A 24684-nucleotide genomic window follows, 5' to 3' on the forward strand; every position below is an offset into this window, starting at 1 on the left:
GCTCATTTCCCCTGGAGCCCCCTCATGCGTCCCATGAAGCTCGTCCTTGCGGTCGACGGCAGCTCGGTGTCGGCCCGTTGCGCACGCCACGTTGCCAAGCTGGCCAAGCAGCTCTCGGTCCCGCCGAAGATCCTGCTGCTGACTGCGGACCCTTCGATGATGCCTGGCGTCGAACGCAAGCTCGGTGCCGCGGCCCTGCGCCGCTACCACCAGGAGAACGCCGAGTACGCCTTCCGCGAGGCGCGCGCCATCCTGCAGCGTGCCGGCCTCGAGTTCGAGGAGAGCCTGGTCGTCGGCGACCCGCACGTGGAGATCGTGCGCGCCTGCGGGCCGCGCAGGTGCGACCTTCTGGTGATGGGCTCGCGCGGCCGCGGCGCGGTCGCCAGCGCTTTGCTCGGCTCGGTGGCGCTCAAGGTGCTCGCGACCAGCAAGGTACCGGTCACGCTCGTTCGCTGATGCGTCCGCACGCGCACGACCGGGGCCGGATCCCCCGACTGTTGGTGGCAGTCGTCGCGTGCGTGCTCGCACTGGCGGCCTCGGCGCAGGTTCGCGACGAACTGCACCCCGGCGAGTATGCGTGGACGCCGGGGCTAGCCCCGGCCGGCCCGGTGCTGGTGGTGGTCAGCCTCCCCGCGCAACGCGCCTGGGTGTACCGCAACGGCGTGCGCATCGGGACCTCCACCGTCAGCACCGGGCGCCCGGGCCACGAAACCCCGGCGGGGATCTACAGCATCCTCCAGAAACGGCGCGAACATTACTCCAACCTGTACGACAACGCGCCGATGCCGTTCATGCAACGGCTCACCTGGGACGGGATCGCGCTGCACGCCGGCCACCTGCCGGGGTATCCGGCTTCGCACGGTTGCATCCGCCTTCCGCTCGCCTTTGCCGAGCGCCTGTTCGCGACCACCGACGCGGACACCACGGTAGTCGTCAGCGACGTCGCGGAGCAGGCGCCGCTACTGGTGCCGGGGCCGTTCGCGGGCGCCGCCGCCAAGCCCGGTGCGTCCCATGTCGACCCGGCGACCCCCGTCGCGGGTTGGCATCCGGAACGCGCGGCGGAGGGCCCGCTGACGCTGTTGCTGGGCACCCGCGACGGCCTGCTGGTCGCTTTGCGCGGCGGCATCGAGATCGGACGCGTCGCCGTCACCGCCTCGGGCCTACCGGTCGGCACCTTCGTCTACACGTTGCGCGAAGGCAGTCTGGAAGGCACCCCGGCGGTGTTCCGCGATCGCCCTGCCCGCCCCTGGGACATGGTCGTGGTCGAGGGCGATCCGGGGATGCAGCCCGACCTTCGCGGCGCGATCGCCGAGGGAAAGCTGGCGATCCCGGCGCCGTTTGCGCGCGCTGTCTACGACGCGCTCGTGCCCGGGACGACCCTGGTGGTTACCGACCAGCGGCTGGAATGACGCCCGGTTGATCCAGGTCATGGCCGCGCATTCCGCGCGGGACCACACTGCATCTCGAAGATCCAACCCATTCGATGCAGGCAGGAAACGCCATGAAGAAGATCCGTCGCAGCGCTCCCATTATTGCCATCGCTTTCGTTGCCCTGGCGGCCAGCTTCGCCGGCCTGCCGTACGCCACGGCGTCGGTGGACCAGGCCCCGCAGCAGCAGGGCGCGACGATGTCGATTCCGTTCTGAGCCCCTGCCCGCAGGCTCAGGAACCTGGCGGCAGCGACGCGTAGTACGCCGCCAGGTCGCGTATCTCGCCGGGCTCCAGCCCGGCGGCGGCCCGTTCCATCAGGTGCGCGTAGCGGGTGCCGCCGCGCCCTCCCCGTGCGAACAGCCGCAACTGCAGCGCCAGGTAGTCAGGATGCTGTCCCGCGATGTCGGGGTACATGCGGTTGCGCTCGCTGCGGTCGGGCCCGTGGCACTCGACGCAGGCCGGAATCCTGCGCATCCCCGCGCCCTGGAATGCAAGGCGCCTGCCCCGCTCGACCGATCCCGCGTCCACTTCGGCATCCGCCACCGGCGCGGTGGCATCCAGCGCGGCGAAATGCGACGCCAGGCGCTGCCGCTCACCTTCGCCGAGGGCCGCTGCCACCGGCTGCATGATCCCGCTCTGCCGCCGCCCGCTGGCGAACGCATCCAGCGTTGCCGCCAGGTAGGCGGCATCGAGTCCCGCGATCCGCGGGTACGCCGCGTTGCCCTCGCCGCGCTCGCCGTGGCAACCCGCGCAGTCGCCCGGACCCGCGTCCGTTCCGCCGAATGCAAGCCACCGGTATTCCGAAGGCGACAGCTCCGGCAGGCGCTCCAGGAACGCCACCATCGCCCACACCTCGTCGTCCCTGCGTTCGCTGGTCCAGGCCGGCATCGCGGTGTATTTGATGCCGTGCTTGACCACCCAGAACAGTTCCTCGCGCGACATCTCGCCGGCGGCGAGCGTGCGCGGCAGGAACGGCGGCTTCGGCGTCATCCGCCGCGGCACGAGCGGCTGCGCCACGCCCGGCGCGCCGTGGCAGGGCATGCAGGCGGCGGCATAGTGCCCCGCGCCCTTGCGTGCGAGCCACGGCTCATCGAGCGCGGGGGCCTCGATGCCGAGCGAGCGCGTGGACACGCCCCGCTCCATCGCGAAGTGCAGCAGTTCGCGGGTCACCGGCCAGTGCCCGGCCGCGGCCGAGATGGGCGCGAAACCGGCGGTGATGAACACCAGCGCGCCCACGCCGAGCAGCGCCAGGGTGATGGCCGCGTGCCACAGGAAGCGCTTCATGCCGACACCTCGCGCCCGTGCCCGAGCAGGCGCAGCAGCAGCGCCAGCGCGCCCGCCAGGTAGGCGACCCCGCCCACCACCAGCATCAGCACGCCGCCGAGCTGCTGGTCCCACAGTGCGCCCGGCAACGGTTCGCCGTGCGCGTAGAGCACGCGGCCGGCGGTGGCCAGCAGCACGCCGAGCAGGGTCATGTGGGTCGCGGTCAGCAACAACGCGAGCGCGCCGGCACCGGCGCGCTCGCGCGCCCTGCCGCCGCCCTGCCCCAGCGCGGCCAGCCACAGCAGCACGCCGGCGACGAGGAAGCTGGCCTGTTCCAGCACGAGCGCGACCGGCGCGTGCCGCGCCAGCAGGTGCAGCCCGGGCACGTGCCAGCCCCACACCACCACGAACTCCAGCGCGGAGGCCAGCAGGGGCCACCAGGCCGCCGCCGTCCAGCCGCGCGGCCGGCGCCGGGCCGGATCGAACGGACCGTCGGCGATCGCGGCCGCCAGCAACGGGGCGACGACGGCGACCAGGCCCATGTGCACCGCCATGTGCGTGGCGAACGGGAAGCGTTCGGGCCATGGCGCGAGCCACAACACGCCGAGCACGATCACTCCCGCGAGCAGCAGCCACGGCCTCATCCGACGCACCCCCGGACCAGGACGATCGCCAGCGCCGAGTACAGCACCGCCACGAACGACAGCCCGCACAGCAACAAGGTGGCGAAACCGAGGAAGCGGTGGCGGTCGCCGGCGCTGGCGTCGTCGTGCGGCAGCGCGGCCTCGCCCCACCGGTGCCCGCGCAGGCCGCGCCAGCCGAACCACGCGATCACCACCAGCGCCACCGCCGTGTAGCTCCACAGCAGCGCGTGCAGCGAGCCGGTGGCCGCCGGGAACGCCGCCTTCGCGCACCAGATCGCGGCGGTGACGTAGCAGAGCAGGAAGTGCAGCGCCCAGGTCGCCGGCCCCGCCGCCAGCAGCCACAGGCTGGCGCGACGCTCCGGCAGCAGCCGGTCCTCGGCCGAGGTGCGGCGGCGCGGCGGGTGCGCTCCGTGCTGGCGGCCGTTCGTGTTCATGCCAGCAGCGGGAACCCCGCGATGGTCGCGACCGTGACCACCAGCTTGATCGCGACGAAGTGCCAGTACAGCACGACGTTGTGGATGTCGATGTCGTGGCGCGCGGTCATCCGTCCCGCCAGGCGGCGCGCGATGCAGTACAGCAGCATCAGCACCCCGACCGCCACGTGCGCGGCGGTCCATCCGCACAGCAGCCACACCACCGCCGGGTACACGTGCGCCGTCGCCACCAGGCCGGTCGTCGCCGGCGCCAGCAGCAAGGCGGCGGCCGCGGCGGTTGAGAGCACCACCGCGGCGGCGGCTGCGGCGTGGAAGGCGCCGCCGCGGTCGCGCGAGTTCGAGCGGCGGGCGAACAGGCCCGCGGCCCAGGCGCCCAGGCCGAGCAACAACGCGAGCAACGGCCACGCCAGCCCCGGCCCGGTGGCGCCTGCCGGCGGGAAGTCGTCGTGGATGGTCCAGAAGTAGAAGTAGCCGAAGACGATGCTGGCGTAGGCTGCCATGTCGCCGATCATGGTGATGAACATCGCCCACCACCCGACCGACTTCGAACCGGACGCGTACAGCGGCAGCGTGGTGTCGAGCCCGACCGCCTTCTCCGGCTTCTCGGGGATCTCGGCGGTGCCGGTCCACAGCCAGGCCAGGATCACCGCGACCGCGAGCGCGCCGCTCACCGCCGCGGCGGCGTACTGGTGGAACACCGGGAAGATGAAGGCGCCGCCGGTGAACAGCGCCGCCAGCAGGGTCAGGAAGGTCGGTCCCGGCACCCGCAGGCACTGCTCGGGCGCGGCGTCGATGGTCGAGGTGATGAGGGTTTCGCGCCTGCCCTCCTCCGCGTCCGGCAGGTAGTAGCGGCCCGCGTCCACGTCCGCCATCAGCCCCGGCTGTTCCCACAGCGGATAGCGGCTGTGCACCACCGGGATCGAGCGCAGGTTCCAGGACTGGCTCGGGATCTCGCCCAGCCACTCCAGCGTGCCGCCGCGCCACGGGTCGCGTTCCGAATGCCCCTTGCGCAGGGCGGTTCGCACGGCGTCGTACAGCAGCACCGCGAACCCCGCGGCGAGCACGAACGCACCGAGCGTGGACACCAGGTTCGGCAGCTCGAAGCCCTGCCCCGCGTGGTAGGTGTAGATGCGCCGCGGCATGCCCATCAGGCCGCTTGCGTGCATCGGCAGGAAGGCGATGTTGAAGCCGGCGAACATCAGCCAGAACGCCCACTTGCCCAGGCGGTCCGAGAGCTTCCGCCCGATCACCAACGGGTAGTAGTAGTAGGTGCCGGCGATGACCGGGAACACCATGCCGCCGATCAGCACGTAGTGCAGGTGCGCGACCACGAAGTAGGTGTCGTGCGCCTGGAAGTCGAACGGTGCCAGCGCCACCATCACCCCGGTGAGGCCGCCGAGCACGAAGATCGCCAGCGCCCCGAGCACGAACAGCATCGGCACCGAGCGCACCAGGCGCCCCGCCAGCACCGTGGCCAGCAAGGCGAAGATCTGCACCCCGGTCGGCAGCGCCACCGCCTCCGATGCCGCCGAGAAGAACGCCAGCGACAGGTTCGGCAGGCCGGTGGTGAACATGTGGTGCACCCACAGCCCGAAGCTGAGGAAGCCGGTTCCCACCGCCGCCAGCACGATCCAGCTGTAGCCCACGATAGGCCGCCGCGCGAAGGTCGGCACGATCATCGCCACCAGCGCGATCGCCGGCAGGAAGATGATGTAGACCTCGGGGTGGCCGAAGATCCAGAACAGGTGCTGCCACAGCACCGGGTCGCCACCCTTGGCCGGGTCGAAGAACGGCCAGCCGGCGAGCCGCTGCAGTTCGAACATGATGTCGCCGGCGATCAGCGGCGGGAACGCGAACAGGATCATCGCTCCGACCACCAGGATGTACCACGCGTACAGAGGCATCAGGTTGATGCGCATGCCCGGCGGCCGGGTCTTGAGCACGCCGACGATCAGCTCCACCGCGGCCGCGATCGAGGCCACCTCGATGAAGCTCAGGCCCAGCAGCCAGACGTCGGCGCCGTAGCCTTCGGTGTACTGGGTGGACAGCGGCGGGTACATGAACCAGCCGTCCTTGGGCGCGGCGTCGAAGAACACCGAGCCGCACACGAACACGCCGCCGATCAGGAAGCACCAGAAACCGAACGCGGACAGCCGCGGGAACGGCAGGTCGCGCGCGCCCAGCACCGAGGGCAGCACCAGGATCGAGAACGCCTCGAAGATCGGCACCGCGAACAGGAACATCATCACCGAGCCGTGCAGCGTGAACAGCTGGTTGTAGGTGTCGGCGTCGAGGAAGGCGTTGCCCGGGAACGCGAGCTGCACCCGCATCAACAGCGCGAGCACGCCGGCGAAGAGGAAGAACGCGATCGCCGCGGCGGTGTACCAGCGGCCGACGATCGAGTTGTTGACCGCGGACCAGTAGCGCCAGCCCGTGGGCGCCTGCCACGCGCGGTGCAGGCGTCCGGCCGCGGGATCGTGGTGCGGGTGCGCGGGCGTGCTCACCGCAGTCCCTCGAGCCAGGTCGCGATCGCCCGCACCTCGGCCGGCGACAGCATGTCGAAGCGCGGCATCAAGGCCTCGGGCTTGGCCGCGTGCGGGCGTTCGATCCAGCGCCGCAGCGACTCGGCGTCGTTGGGCAACGCGCCGGCCGCGAGTTCGAGCCGGCTGCCGACGTGGGTCAGGTCGGGGCCGACGCTGCCGGTGGCGGCGGTGCCGCGCACGGCGTGGCAGGCGCCGCAGCCGTTGCGCAGGAACGCCGCCCTGCCCTGCGCCGCCGGGCCGTCTGGCGCGGCAGCCGCGGGCGCGGCCTGCGCCTCCAGCCAGCGCGCGAACGCATCCGGCGGCATCGCCACCACCAGCAGCCGCATCTGCGCGTGCGAGGCGCCGCAGAACTCCGCGCACACGCCGCGGAACGTGCCGGGCCGGTCGGCCTGCAGCACCAGCGTGTTGCTGCGCCCGGGAATCATGTCCACCTTGCCCGCGAGTGCCGGCACCCAGAACGAATGGATCACGTCGGGGCTGGTGAGCGACAGCGCCACCGGCCGCCCGACCGGGATGCGGATCTCGTTCGCGGTCTCCACGCCGGCGTCGTCGTAGCGCACGCGCCACCACCACTGCTCGCCCGAGACGGCGACGTGCAGCGCGTCCGCCGGCACCGCCGCGCGCAGCCGCGGCATCAGCACCAGGCCCCAGGCGAGCAAGGCGCCGAGCACGACCGTGGGTGTGGCCACGCCGCCGGCCAGGATCAACCAGTGCGCGCGGCGCGCATCCGCGGGGCGACGGCGTCGCAACGCATGCCAGGCGATCGCGAGCACCGCCAGCCAGACCAGCACGCTGCCCGCCAGCATCACCCAGAACAGGCGCAGGACCACCGCGGCCTCGGCGCCGGCCGGCGCGAAGGCGGAGAGCACGGCGTTGGCGGCGGGGTCGACCAAGCAGCGATCCGTCGGCAGGGGTCGCCCCACCCTGCCATTCAGGACTGGACCGCGTCGTGAAGAGGACGTCGTCTAGGAGTCGCCGTCGCGCGACTGTCCTCCGCGAGCCTGCTCGCGAGCCGCGCGCAAGGCGTCGAGTTTCTCCTTGAGCTTCAGTTCCAGGCCCCGCGGCACCGGGTCGTAGTACACGCGCTCGCCCATCGCGTCGGGGAAGCCGGTCTGGTCGAGCGCGATGCCGCCCTCGGCATCGTGGTCGTACTGGTAGCCCTTGCCGTAGCCGAGCTGCTTCATCAGCTTCGTCGGCGCGTTGCGGATGTGCAGCGGCACCTCGAGCGTGCCGTATTCGGAGACGTCGCGGCGGGCGGCGTTGTACGCGGCATAGCCGGCGTTCGACTTGGCGGTGGCCGCGAGGTAAATCACCACCTGCGCCAGCGCGAGGTCGCCCTCCGGGCTGCCGAGGCGCTCGTAGGCGTCCCAGGCGTCGATCGACATCTGCAGGGCGCGCGGATCGGCCAGGCCGATGTCCTCCACCGCCATCCGGGTCAGGCGCCGCGCCAGGTAGGACGGGTCGACGCCGCCGTCGAGCATGCGCGCGAACCAGTACAGCGCCGCGTCGGGATTGGAGCTGCGCACCGACTTGTGCAGGGCCGAGATCTGGTCGTAGAACTGCTCGCCGCCCTTGTCGAAGCGGCGCGTGCGGTCGGCCAGGACCTGCGCGAGGGTGGCGTCGGTGATGCTGCCGCCCTTCCCCGCCCCGCCTTCGTCGGCGACTTCCGCGGCGATTTCCAGCAGCGTCAGCGCGCGGCGGACGTCGCCGTCGGCCGCCTGCGCGATGAGCGCGAGTTGGTCGCGGCCGACCTGCAGCCCGCGTCCGCCGAGCCCGCGGTCCTCGTCCGCGAGCGCCTGCTCCAGCGCCAGCACGATGTCGTCGACCGACAGCGCCTCCATCACGTGCACGCGGCAGCGCGAGAGCAGCGCCGAGTTCAGTTCGAACGAAGGGTTCTCGGTGGTGGCGCCGACGAACAGGATGGTGCCGCGTTCGATGTGCGGCAGGAACGCATCCTGCTGCGCCTTGTTGAAGCGGTGCACCTCGTCCACGAACAGCACCGTGCGCCGCCCCCCGGCGAAGCGCGACTCGGCCTCGGCCAGGACCTTGCGCACGTCCGGCAGGCCGGACAGCACCGCCGAGATCGCGCGGAACTCCGCATCGGCGTATTGCGCCAGCAGCAGCGCAAGCGTGGTCTTGCCGCAGCCCGGCGGGCCCCACAGGATCATCGAGTGCACGCGGCCGGATTCGATCGCGCGGCGCAACGCCGAGCCGGGCGCGAGCAGCCGGCGCTGCCCGACCATCTCGTCGAGCGAGCGCGGACGCATGCGCTCCGCGAGCGGCCTCAGCGCATCGCTGTCGCCAGCGAGCAGGTCGGGTGTCGTCGGGGGGTCGGCACGGCGCGGCATGCCGGAACGATACTGCAGCCGCGAGGGTCGCGGCGCGAGCGCCGCTCCTACAGGCCGGCGACCGGATCGCCGAGGCCGTCGTCGCCGAGCTGGTAGTCCACGCGCAGCCAGCGCCCGTTGCGCGCATCGTAGAGCGCGTGCACCGCTGCGGCGGCGACGCCTTCGCCGCCGAAGTCGGCGCGCCCGGTTGCATCCAGCACCAGCAGGCCGTCGGCCACGCTGGCGGCGCGCACGCCGGAGAGCTGCAGCGTCGCGGGCTGGCCGGCGAACTCGTCGCGCAGCCGGCGCGCGGCCTCTTCGGCCAGGCCGTCCGCCAGCGCGCCATCCGCGGCGCGCGGCGCGTCGGCGCCCGGCAGCGAAATGCGCTGCGCGCTCGCGGTGGCGCTGGCGACGTCGTACAGCGCGGCGACCTCGACCGGGATCCAGCCGGAACCGGCGACGGCGATGCGTCCGTGCGCCAGCAGCTCGCGCTGCGCCGGGTGCGCGCCGACCACGTCCACGCGCGTCAGTTCGACCTGCACGGCGGTGCCGTCGAAGGCGTCGCGCACGGCGGCGGCCACGGCCGCGTCGAACGGCAGCCCTGACTCGGCCCGCGGTGCCGGAGCCGCCGCCAGGGTCCCGGTCACGGGCAGCCCGGCACCGAGCGTGGCTGCGAGCAGCAACGCGGACACGGCGGCGACGGAAGGAAGGGCGTTGCGCATCGGGACTCCCCGGCTCCCGGCTCCAGGAGCGTTGCGCCGGACTTTGCCTGCTGCTGCGTGGATGCCCCGTGACGCGGCGCGCCGTGGGCGTCCGCGTTCAGCCTTCGATCACGTCCACGCCGGACGGCGGCGAGAACTTGAACGCGTTCGCCGGGAAGGCGGGATTGCGCTGCCATTCGCCGAAGCGGATCACGCTCTTCTGGCCGAGCGCGTCGGTGAACTGCATCCGCTCCAGCCCGTTCGCGCCGAAGCCCAGGCGCGCCGAGCTGAAGCCCGCACCGTCGGCCTGGCGCGGCTTGACCACCAGCCAGTCGAGGCCGCCCTCGCTGCCGGCCTCCTCGACGATGTAGTCGCGGTCCAGGCGGCCCGGGTCGATCAGCGCCGCCAGCGGGCTGCCCTGCTCGGCGTCGCCCTGGGCGCGCCGGGTGGCCTGCTCGAGGTCGGGATCGTAGACCCACACGCGCTCGCCGTCGGCGACGATCAGCTGCTCGTACGGCTTCTTGTACTCCCAGCGGAACAGGCGCGGCGCGGAAAGCGCCACCGCCCCGCTCGAGGTCTCCCTGAGCTTGCCGTTGGGGTCGTAGACCTGCTGCGTGAAATCCGCGCGCAGGCCCTTCAGGCCCTTGGTGAAGGCGTCGAGGTCGTCGCGCGCGCCGGCGAAGGCGTTGCCCGCGAGCAGCAGCACGCCGGCGGCGATGGCAAGGACGGATCGGATCATGGTGGGGGCTCCTGGGGGCTGCATCCGATTCTGCGGAGGCCGACCTGAACGCGCGGTTGAGGGCCCCGGAACCCCCCTAGGGCGCTGGCGGCGGCGGCGCGATGACCGTGCGGTCGCCGTTGTGCTCCGGCGGGCTGACGATGCCCGCGGCCTCCATCGCCTCGATCAGCCGCGCGGCCCGGTTGTAGCCGATCTTCAGCCGCCGTTGCACGCCGGAGATGGACGCGCGCCGGGTCTCGGTGACGATGCGCACCGCCTGGTCGTACAGCGGGTCGGATTCGTCGCCGCCGTCGCTCTCCGGCAGGCCGGTGGCGCCGACCACGGTGCCGTCGCCGAGCGACTGCACGTCCTCGAGCACGCCGTCCATGTAGTTGGGGCCGTCGCTGCCCTGCTTGAGGTGCTCGACCACGCGGTGCACCTCCTCGTCGCTGACGAAGGCACCGTGGATGCGCTCGGGCATGGCCGTGCCCGGCGGCAGGTAGAGCATGTCGCCGTGGCCGAGCAGCGTTTCCGCGCCGGACTGGTCGAGGATGGTGCGCGAGTCGATCTTGCTCGAGACCTGGAACGCGATGCGGGTCGGGATGTTGGCCTTGATCAGGCCGGTGATCACGTCCACCGACGGCCGCTGCGTGGCCAGGATCAGGTGGATGCCGGCGGCACGCGACTTCTGCGCCAGGCGCGCGATCAGTTCCTCCACCTTCTTGCCGACGATCATCATCATGTCGGCGAACTCGTCGATCACGATCACGATGAACGGCAGCGGCTCGAGCGTGCGCGGGGCCTCGCCGGCGTCCGCGTTGGGCTTGTGCAGCGGGTCGAGCATCGGCTGGCCGCCGTCGGCCGCGTCGCGCACCTTCTTGTTGAAGCCGGACAGGTTGCGCACGCCGACCGCGGACATCAGCTTGTAGCGGCGCTCCATCTCGGCCACGCACCAGCGCAGGCCGTTGGCGGCCTCCTTCATGTCGGTGACCACCGGCGCCAGCAGGTGCGGGATGCCCTGGTAGACGCTGAGCTCGAGCATCTTCGGGTCGATCATCAGCATGCGCACGTCTTGCGCGCTGGCCTTGTACAGCAGCGACAGCACCATCGCGTTGACCGCGACCGACTTGCCCGAGCCGGTGGTGCCGGCGACCAGCAGGTGCGGCATCCGCGCCAGGTCGGCGACCGTCGGCCGGCCGGCGATGTCCTTGCCCAGCGCCAGGGTCAGCGGGCTGGCGGACTTGTCGTACTCGCGCGAGCGCAGCAGCTCGCTGAGATAGATCATCTCCCGGTGCGAGTTCGGGATCTCCAGGCCGATCACCGACTTGCCCGGGATCACGTCCACCACGCGCACCGCCTTCACCGACAGCCCGCGCGCGATGTCCTTGTCGAGCGAGGAGATCTGGCTGACCTTGATGCCCGGCGCCGGCTCGATCTCGAAACGGGTGATCACCGGGCCGGGGTACGCGCCGACGACCTGCGCGTCGATGCGGAAGTCCTTGAGCTTGAACTCGATCTGCCGCGACAGCGTCTCCAGGGTCTGCTCGTCGTAGCCCTTGGCCTGCGGCTTGGGATCGTCCAGCAGCGCCAGCGGCGGGATCCCGGAAGCGTCGCCGACGCCGTGGAACAGCGGGATCTGCTGCTCGCGCTTGGCGCGGTCGCTCTTCTCCACCTGCGGCGGCGCCGGCGGTTCGATCTTCACCGGCGCGCGCTTGGCGCGCAGCTCGCTGTCGGTGCGCCTTACCTCCTCGCGCTCCTCGCGCAGCGCGCGCCGCTGCTGCCACTGGTCCGCCTCTCGACTCGAAGTGCGCACGAACTTCGACAGCAGCCCCGGCAAGGCCAGCGTCCATTGCCCGAGCCGGTCCATCACCGCCAGCCAGGACAGCCCGGTCGCGAGCGTGATCGAGACCAGCAGCAGCGCCAGCAGGAACAGGTTGCCGCCCATCGGCCCGAAGGCGCGGAACAGCGACCGCCCGACCTGCTCGCCGAGGATGCCGCCGCTGCCGCCCGGGAAATCCGGCACCGCGCCGATGCGCAGGTACAGCAGTCCGGTCGCCGAGACGATGAAGCCGACGATGCCCACCAGGCGCAGCGCCGGGCCGAGCTCGGCCTCGTTGTCGGCGTCCATCCCGAACAGCGCGATCCAGGCCACCAGGCCAAGCACCAGCGGCAGGGTGAACGCGACGTAGCCCGTGAGGTACAGCAGGACGTCGGCCAGCCAGGCACCGACCCGGCCGCCGACGTTGTGCAGCGGCGCGGTGATGCTGCCCGAATGCGACCAGCCCGGGTCCTGCGGCGAGAACGTCAGCAGGCTGGCCAGCAGGTAGAGCAGCAGCGGAGCGACCAGGATCAGCGCGATGTCGCGCCACAGGCGCTGGCGCCCGGTCGGCGGGGTGCCGCCGCGCCGGGTGCCCTGCGTCGTGTTCTTCCTGCGACTGGCTGCTGCCTGCGCCACCGTGATGTGCTGTCTCAGCTGATCCCCGTTAGCGCTTGAATATACAGGAGAAGCCCGCCTCGGCCAGTCCCGTCAGGAGAGCATGTCCTGGAGCGCCGGATGGACCAGCCGGCCGCCCTCGACGTTGATCCCGCGGGCCAGTGCCTCGTCTTTCCGCCAGTCGCCGCCGGCCGCGATCTTGTTGACCCACGGCAGGATCGCCGCGCAGATCGCCTGCGACGAGGTCTGCGGCACCGCGCCCGGCATGTTGGTGACGCAGAAGTGGGTCACGCCCTCCTCCACGTAGGTCGGCTCCTTCCAGGTGGTCGGGCGCGAGGTCTCGAAGCAGCCGCCCTGGTCGATCGCGATGTCCACCAGCACGCTGCCGGGCTCCATGCCCTTGAGCATCTCGCGGGTCAGCACCTTGGGCGCCTTGGCGCCGGTGACCAGCACCGCGCCGACGACGAGGTCCGCCGCTGCGACCTTGCTGGCGACCACGTCGTGGTACGGGTACAGCGCGGTGACGTTCGGGCCCAGCCGCATCATCTCGTCCATGCGGTCGGTGCGCATCTCGAACACGGTGACGTTGGCGCCCGCGGCCGCGGCCAGGGCGGCGGCGCCGCCACCGGCCTTGCCGGCGCCGAACACCACGACGTTTCCGCGCTCGGTGGACGGCAGCCCGCCGAGCAGCTTGCCCTTGCCGCCCTGCGGCTGGTGCAGCAGCGTGGTCCCGACCTGGGTGGCGATGCGCCCGGCGATGATCGACATCGGCGCCAGCAGCGGCAGGTCGCCGTTGGGCAGCTCGACGGTCTCGAAGGCGACGCCGGTCAGGCCGATGTCGAGCAGCTTGCGGGTCAGCTCCGGCTCCGCCGCCAGGTGCAGGTAGCAGAACAGCAGGTGGTCCTTGCGCAGGTGCTGCAGGTCGCCGGCGATCGGCTCCTTGACCTTGACGATCAGTTCGCCCTTTTCGTACAGGCCGGCCGCATCCGGGGCGATCCTGACCCCCAGGCGGGTGTACTGCTCGTCGCTGAAGCCGCTCTTGAGCCCGGCGTCCTTCTCGAGCCAGACCTCGTGCCCGCGCTTGACCAGGTCGCCGGCCGCGGCCGGCACGAGCGCGACGCGCCCTTCGAGGGTCTTGGTTTCCTTGGGAACGCCGATACGCATGTCGATGAACCTCTGTGCCAGGCGGATGCCGTGTGGGGGATAATGAACCGACGAATTATACCCGCGAGACCACTCCGAACATGACCTCCACGAAGCATTCCCGCCTGCTGATCCTCGGTTCCGGCCCCGCCGGCTGGACCGCCGCCGTGTACGCCGCGCGCGCCAACCTCAAGCCCGTGGTGGTCACCGGCCTGCAGATGGGCGGCCAGCTCATGACCACCACCGAGGTGGACAACTGGCCGGGCGACGTCGAAGGCCTGATGGGCCCGGACCTGATGGCGCGCATGCAGAAGCACGCCGAGCGCTTCGACACCGAGGTGGTGTTCGACCACGTGCACACCGCCGACCTGTCGCAGCGCCCGTTCCGCCTGGTCGGCGACAGCGGCGAGTACACCTGCGACGCGCTGATCATCGCCACCGGCGCCACCGCCAAGTACCTGGGGCTGGAGTCGGAGGAGAAGTTCAAGGGCCGCGGCGTGTCCGCCTGCGCCACCTGCGACGGGTTCTTCTACAAGGACCAGGACGTGGTCGTGGTCGGCGGCGGCAACACCGCGGTCGAGGAGGCGCTGTATCTGTCGAACATCGCGCGGAAGGTCTACCTGGTGCACCGCCGCGACACCCTGCGCGCCGAGAAGATCATGCAGGACAAGCTGTTCGCCAAGGTCCAGGCCGGGAAGATCGAGCCGGTCTGGCACCACGTGGTGGACGAGGTGCTCGGCGACGACAGCGGCGTGACCGGCTTGCGGGTCAAGTCCACGCAGGACGGCAGCACCCGCGAGATCGCCGCGCACGGCTTCTTCGTGGCCATCGGCCACACCCCGAACACCGGCCTGTTCGAGGGCCAGCTGGCGATGGACAACGGCTACATCTCGATCAAGTCCGGCCTGGCGGGCGGCGCCACCGAGACCTCGGTCAAGGGCGTGTTCGCGGCCGGCGACGTCACCGACCAGCACTACCGCCAGGCGATCACTTCCGCCGGCTTCGGCTGCATGGCCGCGCTCGACGCCGAGAAGTTCCTCGACAAGGACGGCTGATGGCGGACGCGCGGATCCACCGCGCGCTCGCCGACATCCCCGCCGACGACTGGGATGCGCTGCACGACGGGCGCAATCCGTTCGTCGCGCACGCGTTCCTCGACGGCATGGAGCGCACCGGCGTCATCGACCCGCGCCTTGGCTGGACGCCCTGGCACCTCGGGTTGTGGGACGGCGGCCGGCTGGTCGCCGCCGCGCCCTGCTACCTGAAGGGCAACTCGCACGGCGAGTTCGTGTTCGACCACGCCTGGGCGCACGCGTGGATGCAGCACGGCCACGACTATTACCCGAAGCTGCTCTGCGCGGTGCCCTACTCGCCGGTGACCGGGCCGCGGCTGTTGGCGCGCGACGACGGCGCCCGGCGCGCGCTGCTCGAGGCCATGCAGGCGGTGGTGGCGCGGGCCGGGCTGTCCTCGGCGCACGTCAACTTCCACGAGGCCGGCGAGGACGATCTGTTCGACGCCACGTGGCTGCCGCGGCTGGACGTGCAGTACCACTGGCGCAACGAGGCCGGCTGGAGCGATTTCGCGGAATTCCTCGCGGCGATGGACCACCGGCACCGCAAGAACATCCGCCAGGAACGGGCGAAGGTCGCGCGCGCCGGGGTGTCGTTCCGGGTGCTGCACGGCGACGAGGCAAGCGACGCCGAGCTGGCGGCGATGCACGACTTCTACCTGCGCACCTTTGCCGATTACGGCAACACCCCGGCGCTCACGCTGGACTTCCTGCGCCACCTCGCGCGCACCATGCCGCGGCAGCTGGTGCTGGTGCTGGCCAGCCGCGAGGGTCGCGACGTCGCCGGCGCGCTGTGCCTGCGCGGCGGCGACACCTTGTACGGGCGCTACTGGGGCAGCGCGCTGGACGAGCCGCTGCCCGGCCTGCACTTCGAGACCTGCTACTACCAGGGCATCGACTACTGCCTGCGCGAGGGCCTGGTCGCGTTCGAGCCGGGGGCGCAGGGCGAGCACAAGCTGGCGCGCGGCTTCCTGCCCTGCTTCGTGCGCAGCCGGCACCATGTCGCAGATCCGGGCTTCGCCGCGGCGCTGGCGCCCTGGTGCGCGGAGGAAGCGGAGGCGGTGCGGCGGTATGCGGCGGCGCTGCGCGACCGCTCGCCCTTCCGCGAGTGACCGAGAATGCCCGGATGAGCGCGCAGCTGACCGTCCTGTCCGACGACCCGGACGCGGGCTTTCCCGACCCGGCCCGGGCCCTGCGCGAGCCCGACGGCCTGCTCGCGGTCGGCGGCGACCTCTCCCCCGCCCGCCTGCTCGACGCCTACCGGCACGGCATCTTCCCGTGGTTCTCCGAGGGCCAGCCGATCCTGTGGTGGTCGCCGTCCACGCGCATGGTGTTCCGCCCCGAAGCGGTGCACCTGGCGCGGCGCTTCCGGCGGGCCCTGCGCGGGTGCGACTGGGTGGTGCGCGCGGACACCGCGTTCGACGCGGTGGTCGAGGCCTGCGCCGCGCCCCGGCCCGGGCAGGACGGCGGCACCTGGATCGTCACGGCGATGCGCGACGCCTATGCCGCGCTGCATCGCCTGGGCCACGCCCACTCAATCGAGGTGCTGGACGGCGACGCCCTCGTCGGCGGCCTTTACGGCGTCGCGGTCGGGCGCATGTTCTTCGCCGAGAGCATGTTCAGCGCCCGCAGCGGCGGCTCCAAGGTGGCGCTGGGCGCGCTGGCGCTGCGGCTCGGGCAGTGGGGCTGGCCGCTGGTCGACGCCCAGCTCGACAACCCGCACCTGCGCTCGCTCGGCGGCGAGCCGTGGCCGCGCCCGCGCTTCCTCGCGGCGATGACCGGACTGGTGGCCGAAGCCGAGCCGCGCGGCCCCTGGAGCGGACGCTTCGGCACCCTCCCCGCCTCCGCCCTCGCCGACCCCGGATTCACTGCCGGTTTTGCGCCGCCGGGCAAGCGCGTGCCACAATGATGGACTTTCGCGCCCGGCCATTCGGGCGCCCGCTACAGGAACCCCATGGCGAAAGACGACGTCATCGAATTCGAAGGCACGGTCTCCGAAACCCTCCCGAACACCATGTTCCGGGTGCGGCTGGAGAACGGCCACGAGATCATCGCCCACATTTCCGGGCGGATGCGCAAGAACTACATCCGCATCCTGACCGGCGACCGGGTCAAGGTCGAAATGACCCCCTACGACCTGACCAAGGGGCGCATCACGTATCGCATGAAGTAATCGCGGTAAGTGATTGAATAAAAAGGCGGCCCGAGGGCCGCCTTTTTCTGTCCCGGCGCCAGCGCCGCTCCTACGGGTCAGACCGTCGCCGGCAGCAGCTTCTCCGGTTCGGCGCGGGTCTCGATGACCAGTTCGCCGTCGCGCACGTCGACGCTGACCCGGCCGCCCTTCGACAGCTTGCCGAACAGGAGTTCGTCCGCCAGCGGGCGCTTGATCCGGTCCTGGATCACGCGCGCCATCGGCCGCGCGCCCATCAGCGGGTCGAAGCCATGGCGGGCCAGCCACTCGCGCGCCTCCGGGGTCGCCGAGAGGGTCACGTCCTTCTCGTGCAGCTGGGTCTCCAGCTCGATCAGGAACTTGTCCACCACGCGCAGGATGTGGTCCATGCCCAGTGGCTGGAACTGCACGATCGCGTCCAGACGGTTGCGGAATTCCGGGCTGAAGCTGCGCCGGATCACTTCCATGGCGTCGGTCGAATGGTCCTGCCGGGTGAAGCCGATCGAGCGCCGCGCCGCCTGCGCCGCGCCGGCGTTGGTGGTCATCACCAGGATCACGTTGCGGAAGTTCGCCTCGCGCCCGTTGGTGTCGGTCAGCACGCCACGGTCCATCACCTGCAGCAGGATATTGAAGATGTCCGGGTGCGCCTTCTCGACCTCGTCCAGCAGCAGCACGCAGTGCGGGGTCTTGACGATCTTCTCGGTCAGCAGGCCGCCCTGGTCGAAGCCGACGTAGCCCGGGGGCGCGCCGATCAGGCGCGAGACCGAGTGCGGCTCCATGTACTCGGACATGTCGAAGCGCACCAGCTCGATGCCGAGTTGCAGCGCGAGCTGGCGGGTGACCTCGGTCTTGCCGACGCCGGTCGGGCCGGCGAACAGGAAGTTGCCGATCGGCTTGTCCGGGTTGGCCAGGCCGGAGCGCGACAGCTTGATCGCGCTGGCCAGGGTCTCGATCGCGGGGTCCTGGCCGAAGATCACCATCTTCAGGTTGCGCTCCAGGTGCGCCAGCACGTCGCGGTCCGAGGCGCTGACCTGCTTGGCCGGGATGCGCGCCATCCGGGCCACGATCGCCTCGATCTCCTCGACGTCGATCAGCTGCTTGCGGGTCTCGGCCGGCAGCAGCCGCTGGCGCGCGCCGGCCTCGTCGATCACGTCGATCGCCTTGTCCGGGAGCAGCCGGTCGCCGATGTGCTTGACCGACAGGTCCACCGCCGCCTGCAGCGCATCGTCGGCGTAGGTCACGCCGTGGTGCGACTCGTACTTCGGCTTCAGGCCGTGCAGGATCTCGACCGCCTCGCCGACGGTCGGCTCGACGATGTCGATCTTCTGGAAGCGGCGCGCCAGCGCACGATCCTTCTCGAAGATGCCGCGGTATTCCTGGAACGTGGTCGAACCGATGCAGCGCAGCTCGCCCGAGGCGAGCATCGGCTTGATCAGGTTGGACGCGTCCATGGTCCCGCCCGAGGCCGAACCGGCGCCGATGATGGTGTGGATCTCGTCGATGAACAGCACCGCGCCCGGCACCTTCTTCAGCGCCGCGAGCACGCCCTTGAGGCGCTTCTCGAAGTCGCCGCGGTACTTGGTGCCGGCCACCAGGGCGCCGAGGTCGAGCGAGTAGATGGTCGCGTCGGCCAGCACCTCGGGCACCTCGCCGTCGACGATGCGCTTGGCCAGGCCCTCGGCCAGCGCGGTCTTGCCGACCCCGGCCTCGCCCACGTAAAGCGGGTTGTTCTTGCGCCGGCGGCACAGCACCTGGATGGTGCGCTCGATCTCGTCGGCGCGGCCGACCAGCGGGTCGATCCGGCCCTCGCGCGCCAGCGCGTTGAGGTCGGTGGCGAACTCGGACAGGGCGTCGCCCTTGCCCTCCCCCTCCGCGCCCTCGGCGTGCGGCGCGTCCTCGCCGGCGCCCGGCTCCTCGCCGCCGTGGCGGGCGATGCCGTGCGACAGGTAGTTGACGACGTCCAGCCGGGTCACGTCCTGCTGGTTGAGGAAGTACACCGCGTGCGAATCCTTCTCGCCGAAGATCGCCACCAGCACGTTGGCGCCGGTGACCTCCTTCTTGCCGGAGGACTGGACGTGGTAGACGGCGCGCTGGAGCACGCGCTGGAAGCCGAGCGTCGGCTGGGTGTCGCGGCCGTCCTCCAGGTCCAGGCGCACGACCGACTTCCCGATCGCGTCCTCGAGCTCGCTGCGCAGGCGATCGAAATCGGCGCCGGTGGCCTTCAGGACGGCCTCGGCGGAGGGGTTGTCGAGCAGCGCCAGCAGCAGGTGCTCGACCGTCATGTACTCGTGACGGGCCTCCCTGGCGCGCTTGTAGCACTGGCCGATGCTGTACTCGAGGTCCTTGCTGAACATTGGGGTCACCGTTTTGGGCTGATGCCTATATGGGGGGCATGCCGGTGAATTCCATCTCTACGCCTTCTCCATGGTGCACAGCAACGGGTGCTGGTTCAGCCTTGCGTATTCGTTCACCTGCGCCACCTTGGATTCGGCCACTTCGCGGGTGAAGACGCCGCAGACGCCGCGCCCGCGGGTATGGACGTGGAGCATCACCTGGGTGGCCTTCTCGATGTTCATGGCGAAGAACCGCACCAGCACCTCGACCACGAAGTCCATGGGCGTGTAGTCGTCGTTCAGCAACAGGACGGAATACAGCGGCGGACGCGCGACCTGCGGCCGCGCCGTCTCCACCACGGTGCCGTGCCCGTGGCCATCGTCCTGTCCGTTTTTTCCGGGCGTATTGGCCATGCAAGGATTATAGAATGGCCACCGCATGAGCTATCGCGAAGGACGCTTCTGGCAACCCGACGTGACCGTGGCCACGGTGGTGGTCCGCGACGGGCGCCTGTTGTGCGTCGAGGAACGCAGCAACGGCCACCTGGTGATCAACCAGCCGGCCGGGCACCTGGAACCGGACGAGAGCCTGGCCGAAGCCGCCCTGCGCGAGACCCTGGAGGAAACCGCCTGGGACGTGCGCCTGACGGCGTTCGTCGGCGCCTACCAGTGGCAGGCCCCCGCCCGTCCCGACGGCAGCGAGGGTCGCCACTACCTGCGTTTCGCGTTCGCGGCCGAGCCGGTGCGCGAGCACCCCGGGCGCGCGCTGGACACCGGCATCGAACGCGCCCTGTGGCTGACCCCGGAAGAACTGTCCGACGCGCGCGACCGCCACCGCAGCCCGCTGGTCTGGCAGGTGGTCGAGGACTACCTTGGCGGACGCAGGCAGCCGCTGTCGGCACTGCGGAAGCTGCCGTGAGCGCGGCACGCACCATCGTCGGCATGTCCGGCGGGGTCGACTCCTCGGTCGCCGCCCTGCTCCTGCAGCGCGCCGGCGAGCCGGTCGCCGGGCTGTTCATGGACAACTGGGCCGACGACGGCAGCGGCGAGTGCCGCGCGGAGGAGGACCGCCGCGACGCGGTCGCGGTCTGCGGCATGCTCGGCATCCGCCTGCACGTGCGCGACTTCTCGCGCGAGTACTGGGACGGCGTGTTCGCGCACTTCATCGCCGAGTACGCGGCCGGACGCACGCCCAACCCGGACGTGCTGTGCAACCGCGAGGTCAAGTTCCGTCATTTCCTCGACGCGGCGCTGGCGCTCGGCGCCGAGCGCATCGCCACCGGACACTACGCGCGGGTGGAGCGCAACGGCGGGCGCTACCGGCTGCTGCGCGCGCTCGACCGCGACAAGGACCAGAGCTATTTCCTGCACCTGCTCGGCCAGGAGCCGCTGGCCGCCACCGACTTCCCGCTCGGCGCGCTGGCCAAGGGCGAGGTGCGCCGCATCGCCGCCGAGGCCGGGCTGCCGACCGCGGCCAAGAAGGACTCCACCGGCATCTGCTTCATAGGCGAGCGCGACTTCCGCGAGTTCCTGTCGCGCTACATCCCCGCGCGCCCGGGCGAGATCCGCGACCCGCGCGGACGCACGCTCGGCGAGCACCCGGGCGTGTTCCATTTCACCCTGGGCCAGCGCGGCGGCCTGCAGCTCGGCGGCATCCGCGGCCGCGACCAGGCACCCTGGTACGTGGTCGGCAAGGACGTCGGACGCAACCTGCTGTACGTGGACCAGGGGCACGACAGCCCCTGGCTGCAGTCCACCACCCTGTGGAGCGAGCCGGCGCACTGGATCGAGGGCGACCCGCCCGCGCGCCGCTTCGCCTGCAGCGCGCAGGTGCGCCACCGCCAGCCCCCCCAGCCCTGCGAGGTCGAAAGCATGGAAGACGGCACCCTGCGGGTGCGTTTCGACGGCGCCCAGCGCGCCGTCGCCCCCGGCCAGTCGGTGGTCCTGTACGACGGCGACCACTGCCTCGGCGGCGCGGTGATCGCGGCCACCGACGCGCCGCTCGAAACCCGGCTGCGGGAGCAGGCGGCATGAGCGTGCCGGTCGACCGCATGCTCGCGCTCGCCGGCCTGGCGCAGGCGCTGGCCCAGGTGCGCCGCATCGCCGACACCGGCCAGTCCGAGGCGTCGGTCGTGGCCACCGCGCTGGACAGCGTGTTCCGCATCGACGCGGAAACCCCGGCCGCCGTCTATGGCGGCGCAGGCGAAGTGCGGCCCGGGTTGCTCCTGCTGCGCGGCTACCTGCGCAACGAGCCGCGCGACCAGATGCTGCCGCGGCTGGCGCTGGCCGTGGTCCAGCTCGAGCGGCGCTTCAGCCGCGATCCGATGGCGGCGCGCGTGCAGCAGGGCATCCTGGCCCTGGCCGACCAGGCCGCGCGCCAGGGCAGCACCCACCCGGACGTGCTGGCCGCGCTCGGTGCGCTGTACGCCGACACCGTCAGCCGGTTGCGGCCGCGGGTGATGGTCCAGGGCAACCCGCACTACCTCGGCCAGCAGGCAGTGGTGGCCGAGATCCGGGCGGTCCTGCTCGCGGCGCTGCGTTCGGCGGTGCTGTGGCGGCAGCTTGGCGGCAGCCTGTGGGACTTCCTGTTGCGCCGGCAGGCGATGCTGGAGGCCATCGAACGGGCGGCCTGACGGCGTTTGCGGCATAATAAATGGGCTCGAAGGCGTGTTTTTGCGGCCTTCCCCCACCTTGTCACGGAGCATTCGCATGGCCGACTCCTTCGCCACCCGCGCCCGCCTCGACGTCGGCGGCAAATCGTTCTCCTACTGCAGCCTGCCCAGGCTGGGCGAGCGCTTCGACCTGGCGCGCCTGCCCTACTCGATGAAGATCCTGCTGGAGAACCTGCTGCGCCACGAGGACGGCGTGTCGGTGCTCCCGGCGCACATCGAGGCGGTGGCGGGATGGGACCCGAAGGCGGAGCCGGACACCGAGATCGCGTTCATGCCGGCGCGGGTGCTGCTGCAGGACTTCACCGGCGTGCCCTGCGTGGTGGACCTGGCCGCGATGCGCGACGCGGTGGCGAAGCTCGGCGGCAAGCCGAGCCAGATCAACCCGCAGATCCCGTCCGAGCTGGTGATCGACCACTCGGTGCAGGTGGACGTGTTCGGCCGCCCGGACGCGGTCGACATCAACAGCCGGATCGAGTTCAAGCGCAACCAGGAGCGCTACAGCTTCCTGCGCTGGGGCCAGAAGGCGTTCGAGGACTTCAAGGTGGTCCCGCCCAGCACCGGCATCGTGCACCAGGTGAACCTGGAACACCTGGCGCGCGTGGTGATGGCGAGGGAGGTGGACGGCGAACTGATGGCGTTCCCGGACACGGTGTTCGGCACCGACTCGCACACCACCATGATCAACGGCATCGGCGTGCTCGGCTGGGGCGTCGGCGGCATCGAGGCCGAGGCCGCGATGCTCGGCCAGCCCTCCTCGATGCTGATCCCGCAGGTGGTCGGCTTCAGGCTCACCGGCAAGCTGCCCGAGGGCGCGACCGGCACCGACCTGGTGCTGACCGTGACCCAGATGCTGCGCGCGCTGGGGGTGGTCGGCAAGTTCGTCGAGTTCTTCGGCGACGGCCTGCAGCACCTGTCTCTGGCCGACCGCGCGACCATCGCCAACATGGCGCCCGAGTACGGCGCCACCTGCGGCATCTTCCCGGTCGACGCCGAGGCGATCCGCTACCTGCGCCTGTCCGGCCGCGACGAAGCGCAGATCGCGCTGGTCGAGGCCTACGCCAAGGCCCAGGGCCTGTGGCACGAGCCGGATTCGCCGCACGCGCAGTACAGCGCCACGCTGGAACTGGACCTCGCCGACGTCAAGCCGTCCCTGGCCGGCCCCAAGCGCCCGCAGGATCGCGTGCTGCTCGAGAAGATGGGCGACAACTTCCGCACCCACGTGCAGCCGCTGATCGCCAACAGAGCGCCGCGCAACGGCGAGGCCGCGCGGATGGACGCCGAGGGCGGCAGCCAGCCGCAAGCCGAACGCCTGGCCGCCAAGCCGGTATCGATGATCCGCCTCGAGGACCGCGAGCACCCGCTGGCGGACGGATCGGTGGTGATCGCCGCGATCACCTCGTGCACCAACACCTCGAACCCGGCGGTGATGCTCGGCGCCGGGCTGCTGGCGCGCAATGCCGCGGCCAGGGGCCTGAAGGCCGCGCCGTGGGTCAAGACCTCGCTCGCGCCCGGTTCGCTGGTGGTCACCGATTACCTGCAGAAGGCGGGGGTGCTCCAGGACCTGGAGAAGCTCGGCTTCTTCCTGGTCGGCTATGGCTGCACCACCTGCATCGGCAACTCCGGCCCGCTGCCGCAGGCGGTGTCGCAGGGCATCGCCGAGAACGACCTGGCGGTCGCCGCGGTGCTGTCGGGCAACCGCAACTTCGAGGGCCGCGTGCACCCCGAGGTGAAGATGAACTACCTGGCCTCGCCGCCGCTGGTGGTCGCCTTCGCCATCGCCGGCACCGTGGACATCGACCTGACCACCCAGCCGCTGGGCAAGGACCGCGACGGCAAGGACGTCTACCTGCGCGACATCTGGCCGTCTAACAAGGAGATCGGCGACCTGATCGCCGCGACCGTCGGCCCGGAGATGTTCGCGCAGAACTACGCCGACGTGTTCAAGGGCGACGCCCGCTGGGCGCAGATCGACTCGCCCGAGGGCGAGAGCTACGCCTGGGACGAGGCCTCGACCTACATCAAGAACCCGCCCTACTTCGAAGGCATGACCATGGAGGTCGGCCGCATCGAGGACCTGCGCGGGGCGCGCGTGCTCGGCCTGTTCGGCGACTCGATCACCACCGACCACATCTCGCCGGCCGGCAACATCAAGAAGGATTCGCCGGCGGGCCGCTTCCTGCAGTCGCGCGGCGTGCAGCCGGCCGACTTCAACAGCTACGGCTCGCGCCGCGGCAACGACGACGTCATGGTCCGCGGCACCTTCGCCAACATCCGCATCAAGAACCTGATGCTGGGCGGCGAGGAAGGCGGCAACACCCTGTTCCACGGCAGCGGCCCGAACGCCGGCAGCAAGATGTCCATCTACGACGCTGCCATGGAGTACAAGGCCCAGGGCACGCCGCTGGTGGTGTTCGCGGGCAAGGAGTACGGCACCGGTTCCTCGCGCGACTGGGCGGCCAAGGGCACCCTGCTGCTCGGGGTCAAGGCGGTCGTCGCCGAGAGCTTCGAGCGCATCCACCGCTCCAACCTGGTCGGCATGGGCGTGCTGCCGCTGCAGTTCAAGGACGGCGAGAACGCGCGCACCCTCGGCCTGGACGGCAGCGAGACGATCGACATCAGCGGCCTGCAGGACGGCGACAGCCGCACCGCCACGGTGGTCGCGCGCAAGGCCGATGGCAGCGAGACCCGTTTCGACGTGCGCGTGCTGCTGCTGACGCCCAAGGAAGTCGAGTACTTCCGCAACGGCGGCATCCTGCACTACGTGCTGCGGCAGCTCGCCGCGAAGAAGGCCTGACTACCTGC

Annotated in this window: 23 protein-coding genes; 11 read left to right on the plus strand and 12 right to left on the minus strand. The window is 71.0% G+C overall.

What is annotated here, in order from left to right; translation table 11 throughout:
- The first annotated feature begins 33 nt into the window (after nt 1-33).
- The 3 genes from E4F25_RS02780 to E4F25_RS11425 all read left to right on the plus strand — a co-directional run bounded on the left by E4F25_RS02780 (nt 34) and on the right by E4F25_RS11425 (nt 1645).
- Nucleotides 34-456: a universal stress protein gene (locus E4F25_RS02780; RefSeq protein ID WP_181168182.1), complete on the plus strand. Its 423-nt coding sequence runs from the start codon at nt 34-36 to the stop codon at nt 454-456.
- A 44-nt stretch (nt 457-500) separates the two neighbouring features.
- Entirely contained in the window at nt 501-1409 is a 909-nt protein-coding gene (locus tag E4F25_RS02785) for a L,D-transpeptidase family protein (protein WP_181168183.1), read from the plus strand.
- 92 nt (nt 1410-1501) lie between these two features.
- On the plus strand, nt 1502-1645 hold the full coding sequence (locus tag E4F25_RS11425) for a hypothetical protein (RefSeq protein WP_181168184.1): 144 nt from the start codon (nt 1502-1504) through the stop codon (nt 1643-1645).
- 16 nt (nt 1646-1661) lie between these two features.
- On the opposite strand, the gene E4F25_RS02790 is transcribed toward E4F25_RS11425, so the two are convergent.
- From E4F25_RS02790 to ald, 10 genes are all read right to left on the minus strand, one after another.
- On the minus strand, nt 1662-2714 hold the full coding sequence (locus E4F25_RS02790) for a c-type cytochrome (RefSeq protein WP_140908728.1): 1053 nt from the start codon (nt 2712-2714) through the stop codon (nt 1662-1664).
- Nucleotides 2711-3337 carry a cytochrome c oxidase assembly protein gene (locus tag E4F25_RS02795; RefSeq protein WP_140908729.1) on the minus strand — a complete coding sequence of 209 codons (627 nt, stop codon included), beginning with the start codon at nt 3335-3337 and terminating at the stop codon, nt 2711-2713. The genes E4F25_RS02790 and E4F25_RS02795 overlap by 4 nt, the downstream gene beginning before the upstream one ends.
- Nucleotides 3334-3771 (minus strand): hypothetical protein, encoded by a 438-nt coding sequence (locus E4F25_RS02800; RefSeq protein ID WP_220433177.1) that lies wholly within the window; start codon nt 3769-3771, stop codon nt 3334-3336. Before E4F25_RS02800 ends, E4F25_RS02795 begins: the two co-directional genes overlap by 4 nt.
- A complete protein-coding gene (gene ctaD, locus E4F25_RS02805) occupies nt 3768-6275 on the minus strand; it encodes a cytochrome c oxidase subunit I (RefSeq protein WP_220433178.1) in 2508 nt (835 codons plus the stop codon). The genes E4F25_RS02800 and ctaD overlap by 4 nt, the downstream gene beginning before the upstream one ends.
- A complete protein-coding gene (gene coxB, locus E4F25_RS02810; protein WP_220433179.1) occupies nt 6272-7207 on the minus strand; it encodes a cytochrome c oxidase subunit II in 936 nt (311 codons plus the stop codon). The genes ctaD and coxB overlap by 4 nt, the downstream gene beginning before the upstream one ends.
- Before the next feature lie 72 nt (nt 7208-7279).
- Complete coding sequence (locus E4F25_RS02815; RefSeq protein ID WP_140908730.1) at nt 7280-8662, minus strand: replication-associated recombination protein A; 1383 nt, start codon at nt 8660-8662, stop codon at nt 7280-7282.
- 47 nt (nt 8663-8709) lie between these two features.
- Nucleotides 8710-9363: a hypothetical protein gene (locus tag E4F25_RS02820; protein ID WP_140908731.1), complete on the minus strand. Its 654-nt coding sequence runs from the start codon at nt 9361-9363 to the stop codon at nt 8710-8712.
- 97 nt (nt 9364-9460) lie between these two features.
- Nucleotides 9461-10081 carry an outer membrane lipoprotein periplasmic chaperone LolA gene (gene lolA / locus E4F25_RS02825; protein ID WP_140908732.1) on the minus strand — a complete coding sequence of 207 codons (621 nt, stop codon included), beginning with the start codon at nt 10079-10081 and terminating at the stop codon, nt 9461-9463.
- Nucleotides 10082-10157: 76 nt separating this feature from the next.
- Nucleotides 10158-12515, minus strand: a complete 2358-nt coding sequence (locus E4F25_RS02830; RefSeq protein ID WP_246069718.1) for a DNA translocase FtsK — start codon at nt 12513-12515, stop codon at nt 10158-10160.
- 72 nt (nt 12516-12587) lie between these two features.
- Nucleotides 12588-13658, minus strand: coding sequence for an alanine dehydrogenase (ald, locus tag E4F25_RS02835; RefSeq protein ID WP_140908734.1), 1071 nt, complete (start codon nt 13656-13658; stop codon nt 12588-12590).
- A gap of 80 nt (nt 13659-13738) precedes the next feature.
- On the opposite strand from ald, the gene trxB reads away from it, so the two are divergent.
- From trxB to infA, 4 genes are read left to right on the plus strand one after another with little or no spacing between them, the layout of a single operon-like run.
- A complete protein-coding gene (trxB, locus tag E4F25_RS02840; RefSeq protein ID WP_140908735.1) occupies nt 13739-14692 on the plus strand; it encodes a thioredoxin-disulfide reductase in 954 nt (317 codons plus the stop codon).
- Nucleotides 14692-15819 (plus strand): GNAT family N-acetyltransferase, encoded by a 1128-nt coding sequence (locus E4F25_RS02845; RefSeq protein ID WP_140908736.1) that lies wholly within the window; start codon nt 14692-14694, stop codon nt 15817-15819. Before trxB ends, E4F25_RS02845 begins: the two co-directional genes overlap by 1 nt.
- A 14-nt stretch (nt 15820-15833) precedes the next feature.
- Nucleotides 15834-16616, plus strand: coding sequence for a leucyl/phenylalanyl-tRNA--protein transferase (gene aat, locus E4F25_RS02850; protein ID WP_140908737.1), 783 nt, complete (start codon nt 15834-15836; stop codon nt 16614-16616).
- 45 nt (nt 16617-16661) lie between these two features.
- Nucleotides 16662-16880: a translation initiation factor IF-1 gene (gene infA, locus E4F25_RS02855; protein ID WP_027083105.1), complete on the plus strand. Its 219-nt coding sequence runs from the start codon at nt 16662-16664 to the stop codon at nt 16878-16880.
- A gap of 77 nt (nt 16881-16957) precedes the next feature.
- Here the strand turns inward: infA and clpA are convergent, their stop codons facing one another.
- A complete protein-coding gene (clpA, locus tag E4F25_RS02860; protein WP_140908738.1) occupies nt 16958-19231 on the minus strand; it encodes an ATP-dependent Clp protease ATP-binding subunit ClpA in 2274 nt (757 codons plus the stop codon).
- 57 nt (nt 19232-19288) lie between these two features.
- Nucleotides 19289-19624, minus strand: coding sequence for an ATP-dependent Clp protease adapter ClpS (clpS, locus tag E4F25_RS02865; protein WP_140908739.1), 336 nt, complete (start codon nt 19622-19624; stop codon nt 19289-19291).
- Nucleotides 19625-19649: 25 nt separating this feature from the next.
- Here clpS and E4F25_RS02870 point away from each other — a divergent pair, with 25 nt between their 5' ends.
- The 4 genes from E4F25_RS02870 (at nt 19650) to acnA (ending at nt 24676) form a co-directional block, all read left to right on the plus strand.
- Nucleotides 19650-20129, plus strand: coding sequence for an NUDIX hydrolase (locus tag E4F25_RS02870; protein ID WP_140908740.1), 480 nt, complete (start codon nt 19650-19652; stop codon nt 20127-20129).
- Nucleotides 20130-20152: 23 nt separating this feature from the next.
- Complete coding sequence (gene mnmA / locus E4F25_RS02875; protein ID WP_407062822.1) at nt 20153-21244, plus strand: tRNA 2-thiouridine(34) synthase MnmA; 1092 nt, start codon at nt 20153-20155, stop codon at nt 21242-21244.
- A complete protein-coding gene (gene hflD, locus E4F25_RS02880) occupies nt 21241-21843 on the plus strand; it encodes a high frequency lysogenization protein HflD (RefSeq protein ID WP_140908742.1) in 603 nt (200 codons plus the stop codon). The genes mnmA and hflD overlap by 4 nt, the downstream gene beginning before the upstream one ends.
- Nucleotides 21844-21919: 76 nt before the next feature.
- Nucleotides 21920-24676, plus strand: coding sequence for an aconitate hydratase AcnA (acnA, locus tag E4F25_RS02885; RefSeq protein WP_140908743.1), 2757 nt, complete (start codon nt 21920-21922; stop codon nt 24674-24676).
- Nucleotides 24677-24684: the final 8 nt, after the last annotated feature.

The organism is Cognatiluteimonas lumbrici (genome assembly GCF_006476065.1).
In the GTDB taxonomy this organism is placed as follows: domain Bacteria; phylum Pseudomonadota; class Gammaproteobacteria; order Xanthomonadales; family Xanthomonadaceae; genus Cognatiluteimonas; species Cognatiluteimonas lumbrici.

Bases quoted from the DNA above. Each gene is read 5' to 3' on its own strand.
- E4F25_RS02795 (WP_140908729.1), bottom strand. From the start codon at position 3,337: ATGAGGCCGTGGCTGCTGCTCGCGGGAGTGATCGTGCTCGGCGTGTTG.
- E4F25_RS11425 (WP_181168184.1), top strand. From the start codon at position 1,502: ATGAAGAAGATCCGTCGCAGCGCTCCCATTATTGCCATCGCTTTCGTT.
- lolA (WP_140908732.1), bottom strand. From the start codon at position 10,081: ATGATCCGATCCGTCCTTGCCATCGCCGCCGGCGTGCTGCTGCTCGCG.
- E4F25_RS02870 (WP_140908740.1), top strand. From the start codon at position 19,650: ATGAGCTATCGCGAAGGACGCTTCTGGCAACCCGACGTGACCGTGGCC.
- E4F25_RS02845 (WP_140908736.1), top strand. From the start codon at position 14,692: ATGGCGGACGCGCGGATCCACCGCGCGCTCGCCGACATCCCCGCCGAC.
- clpS (WP_140908739.1), bottom strand. From the start codon at position 19,624: ATGGCCAATACGCCCGGAAAAAACGGACAGGACGATGGCCACGGGCAC.
- E4F25_RS02815 (WP_140908730.1), bottom strand. From the start codon at position 8,662: ATGCCGCGCCGTGCCGACCCCCCGACGACACCCGACCTGCTCGCTGGC.
- mnmA (WP_407062822.1), top strand. From the start codon at position 20,153: ATGTCCGGCGGGGTCGACTCCTCGGTCGCCGCCCTGCTCCTGCAGCGC.
- trxB (WP_140908735.1), top strand. From the start codon at position 13,739: ATGACCTCCACGAAGCATTCCCGCCTGCTGATCCTCGGTTCCGGCCCC.
- acnA (WP_140908743.1), top strand. From the start codon at position 21,920: ATGGCCGACTCCTTCGCCACCCGCGCCCGCCTCGACGTCGGCGGCAAA.
- hflD (WP_140908742.1), top strand. From the start codon at position 21,241: ATGAGCGTGCCGGTCGACCGCATGCTCGCGCTCGCCGGCCTGGCGCAG.
- E4F25_RS02800 (WP_220433177.1), bottom strand. From the start codon at position 3,771: ATGAACACGAACGGCCGCCAGCACGGAGCGCACCCGCCGCGCCGCCGC.
- infA (WP_027083105.1), top strand. From the start codon at position 16,662: ATGGCGAAAGACGACGTCATCGAATTCGAAGGCACGGTCTCCGAAACC.
- E4F25_RS02780 (WP_181168182.1), top strand. From the start codon at position 34: ATGAAGCTCGTCCTTGCGGTCGACGGCAGCTCGGTGTCGGCCCGTTGC.
- E4F25_RS02820 (WP_140908731.1), bottom strand. From the start codon at position 9,363: ATGCGCAACGCCCTTCCTTCCGTCGCCGCCGTGTCCGCGTTGCTGCTC.
- clpA (WP_140908738.1), bottom strand. From the start codon at position 19,231: ATGTTCAGCAAGGACCTCGAGTACAGCATCGGCCAGTGCTACAAGCGC.
- ald (WP_140908734.1), bottom strand. From the start codon at position 13,658: ATGCGTATCGGCGTTCCCAAGGAAACCAAGACCCTCGAAGGGCGCGTC.
- aat (WP_140908737.1), top strand. From the start codon at position 15,834: ATGAGCGCGCAGCTGACCGTCCTGTCCGACGACCCGGACGCGGGCTTT.
- E4F25_RS02790 (WP_140908728.1), bottom strand. From the start codon at position 2,714: ATGAAGCGCTTCCTGTGGCACGCGGCCATCACCCTGGCGCTGCTCGGC.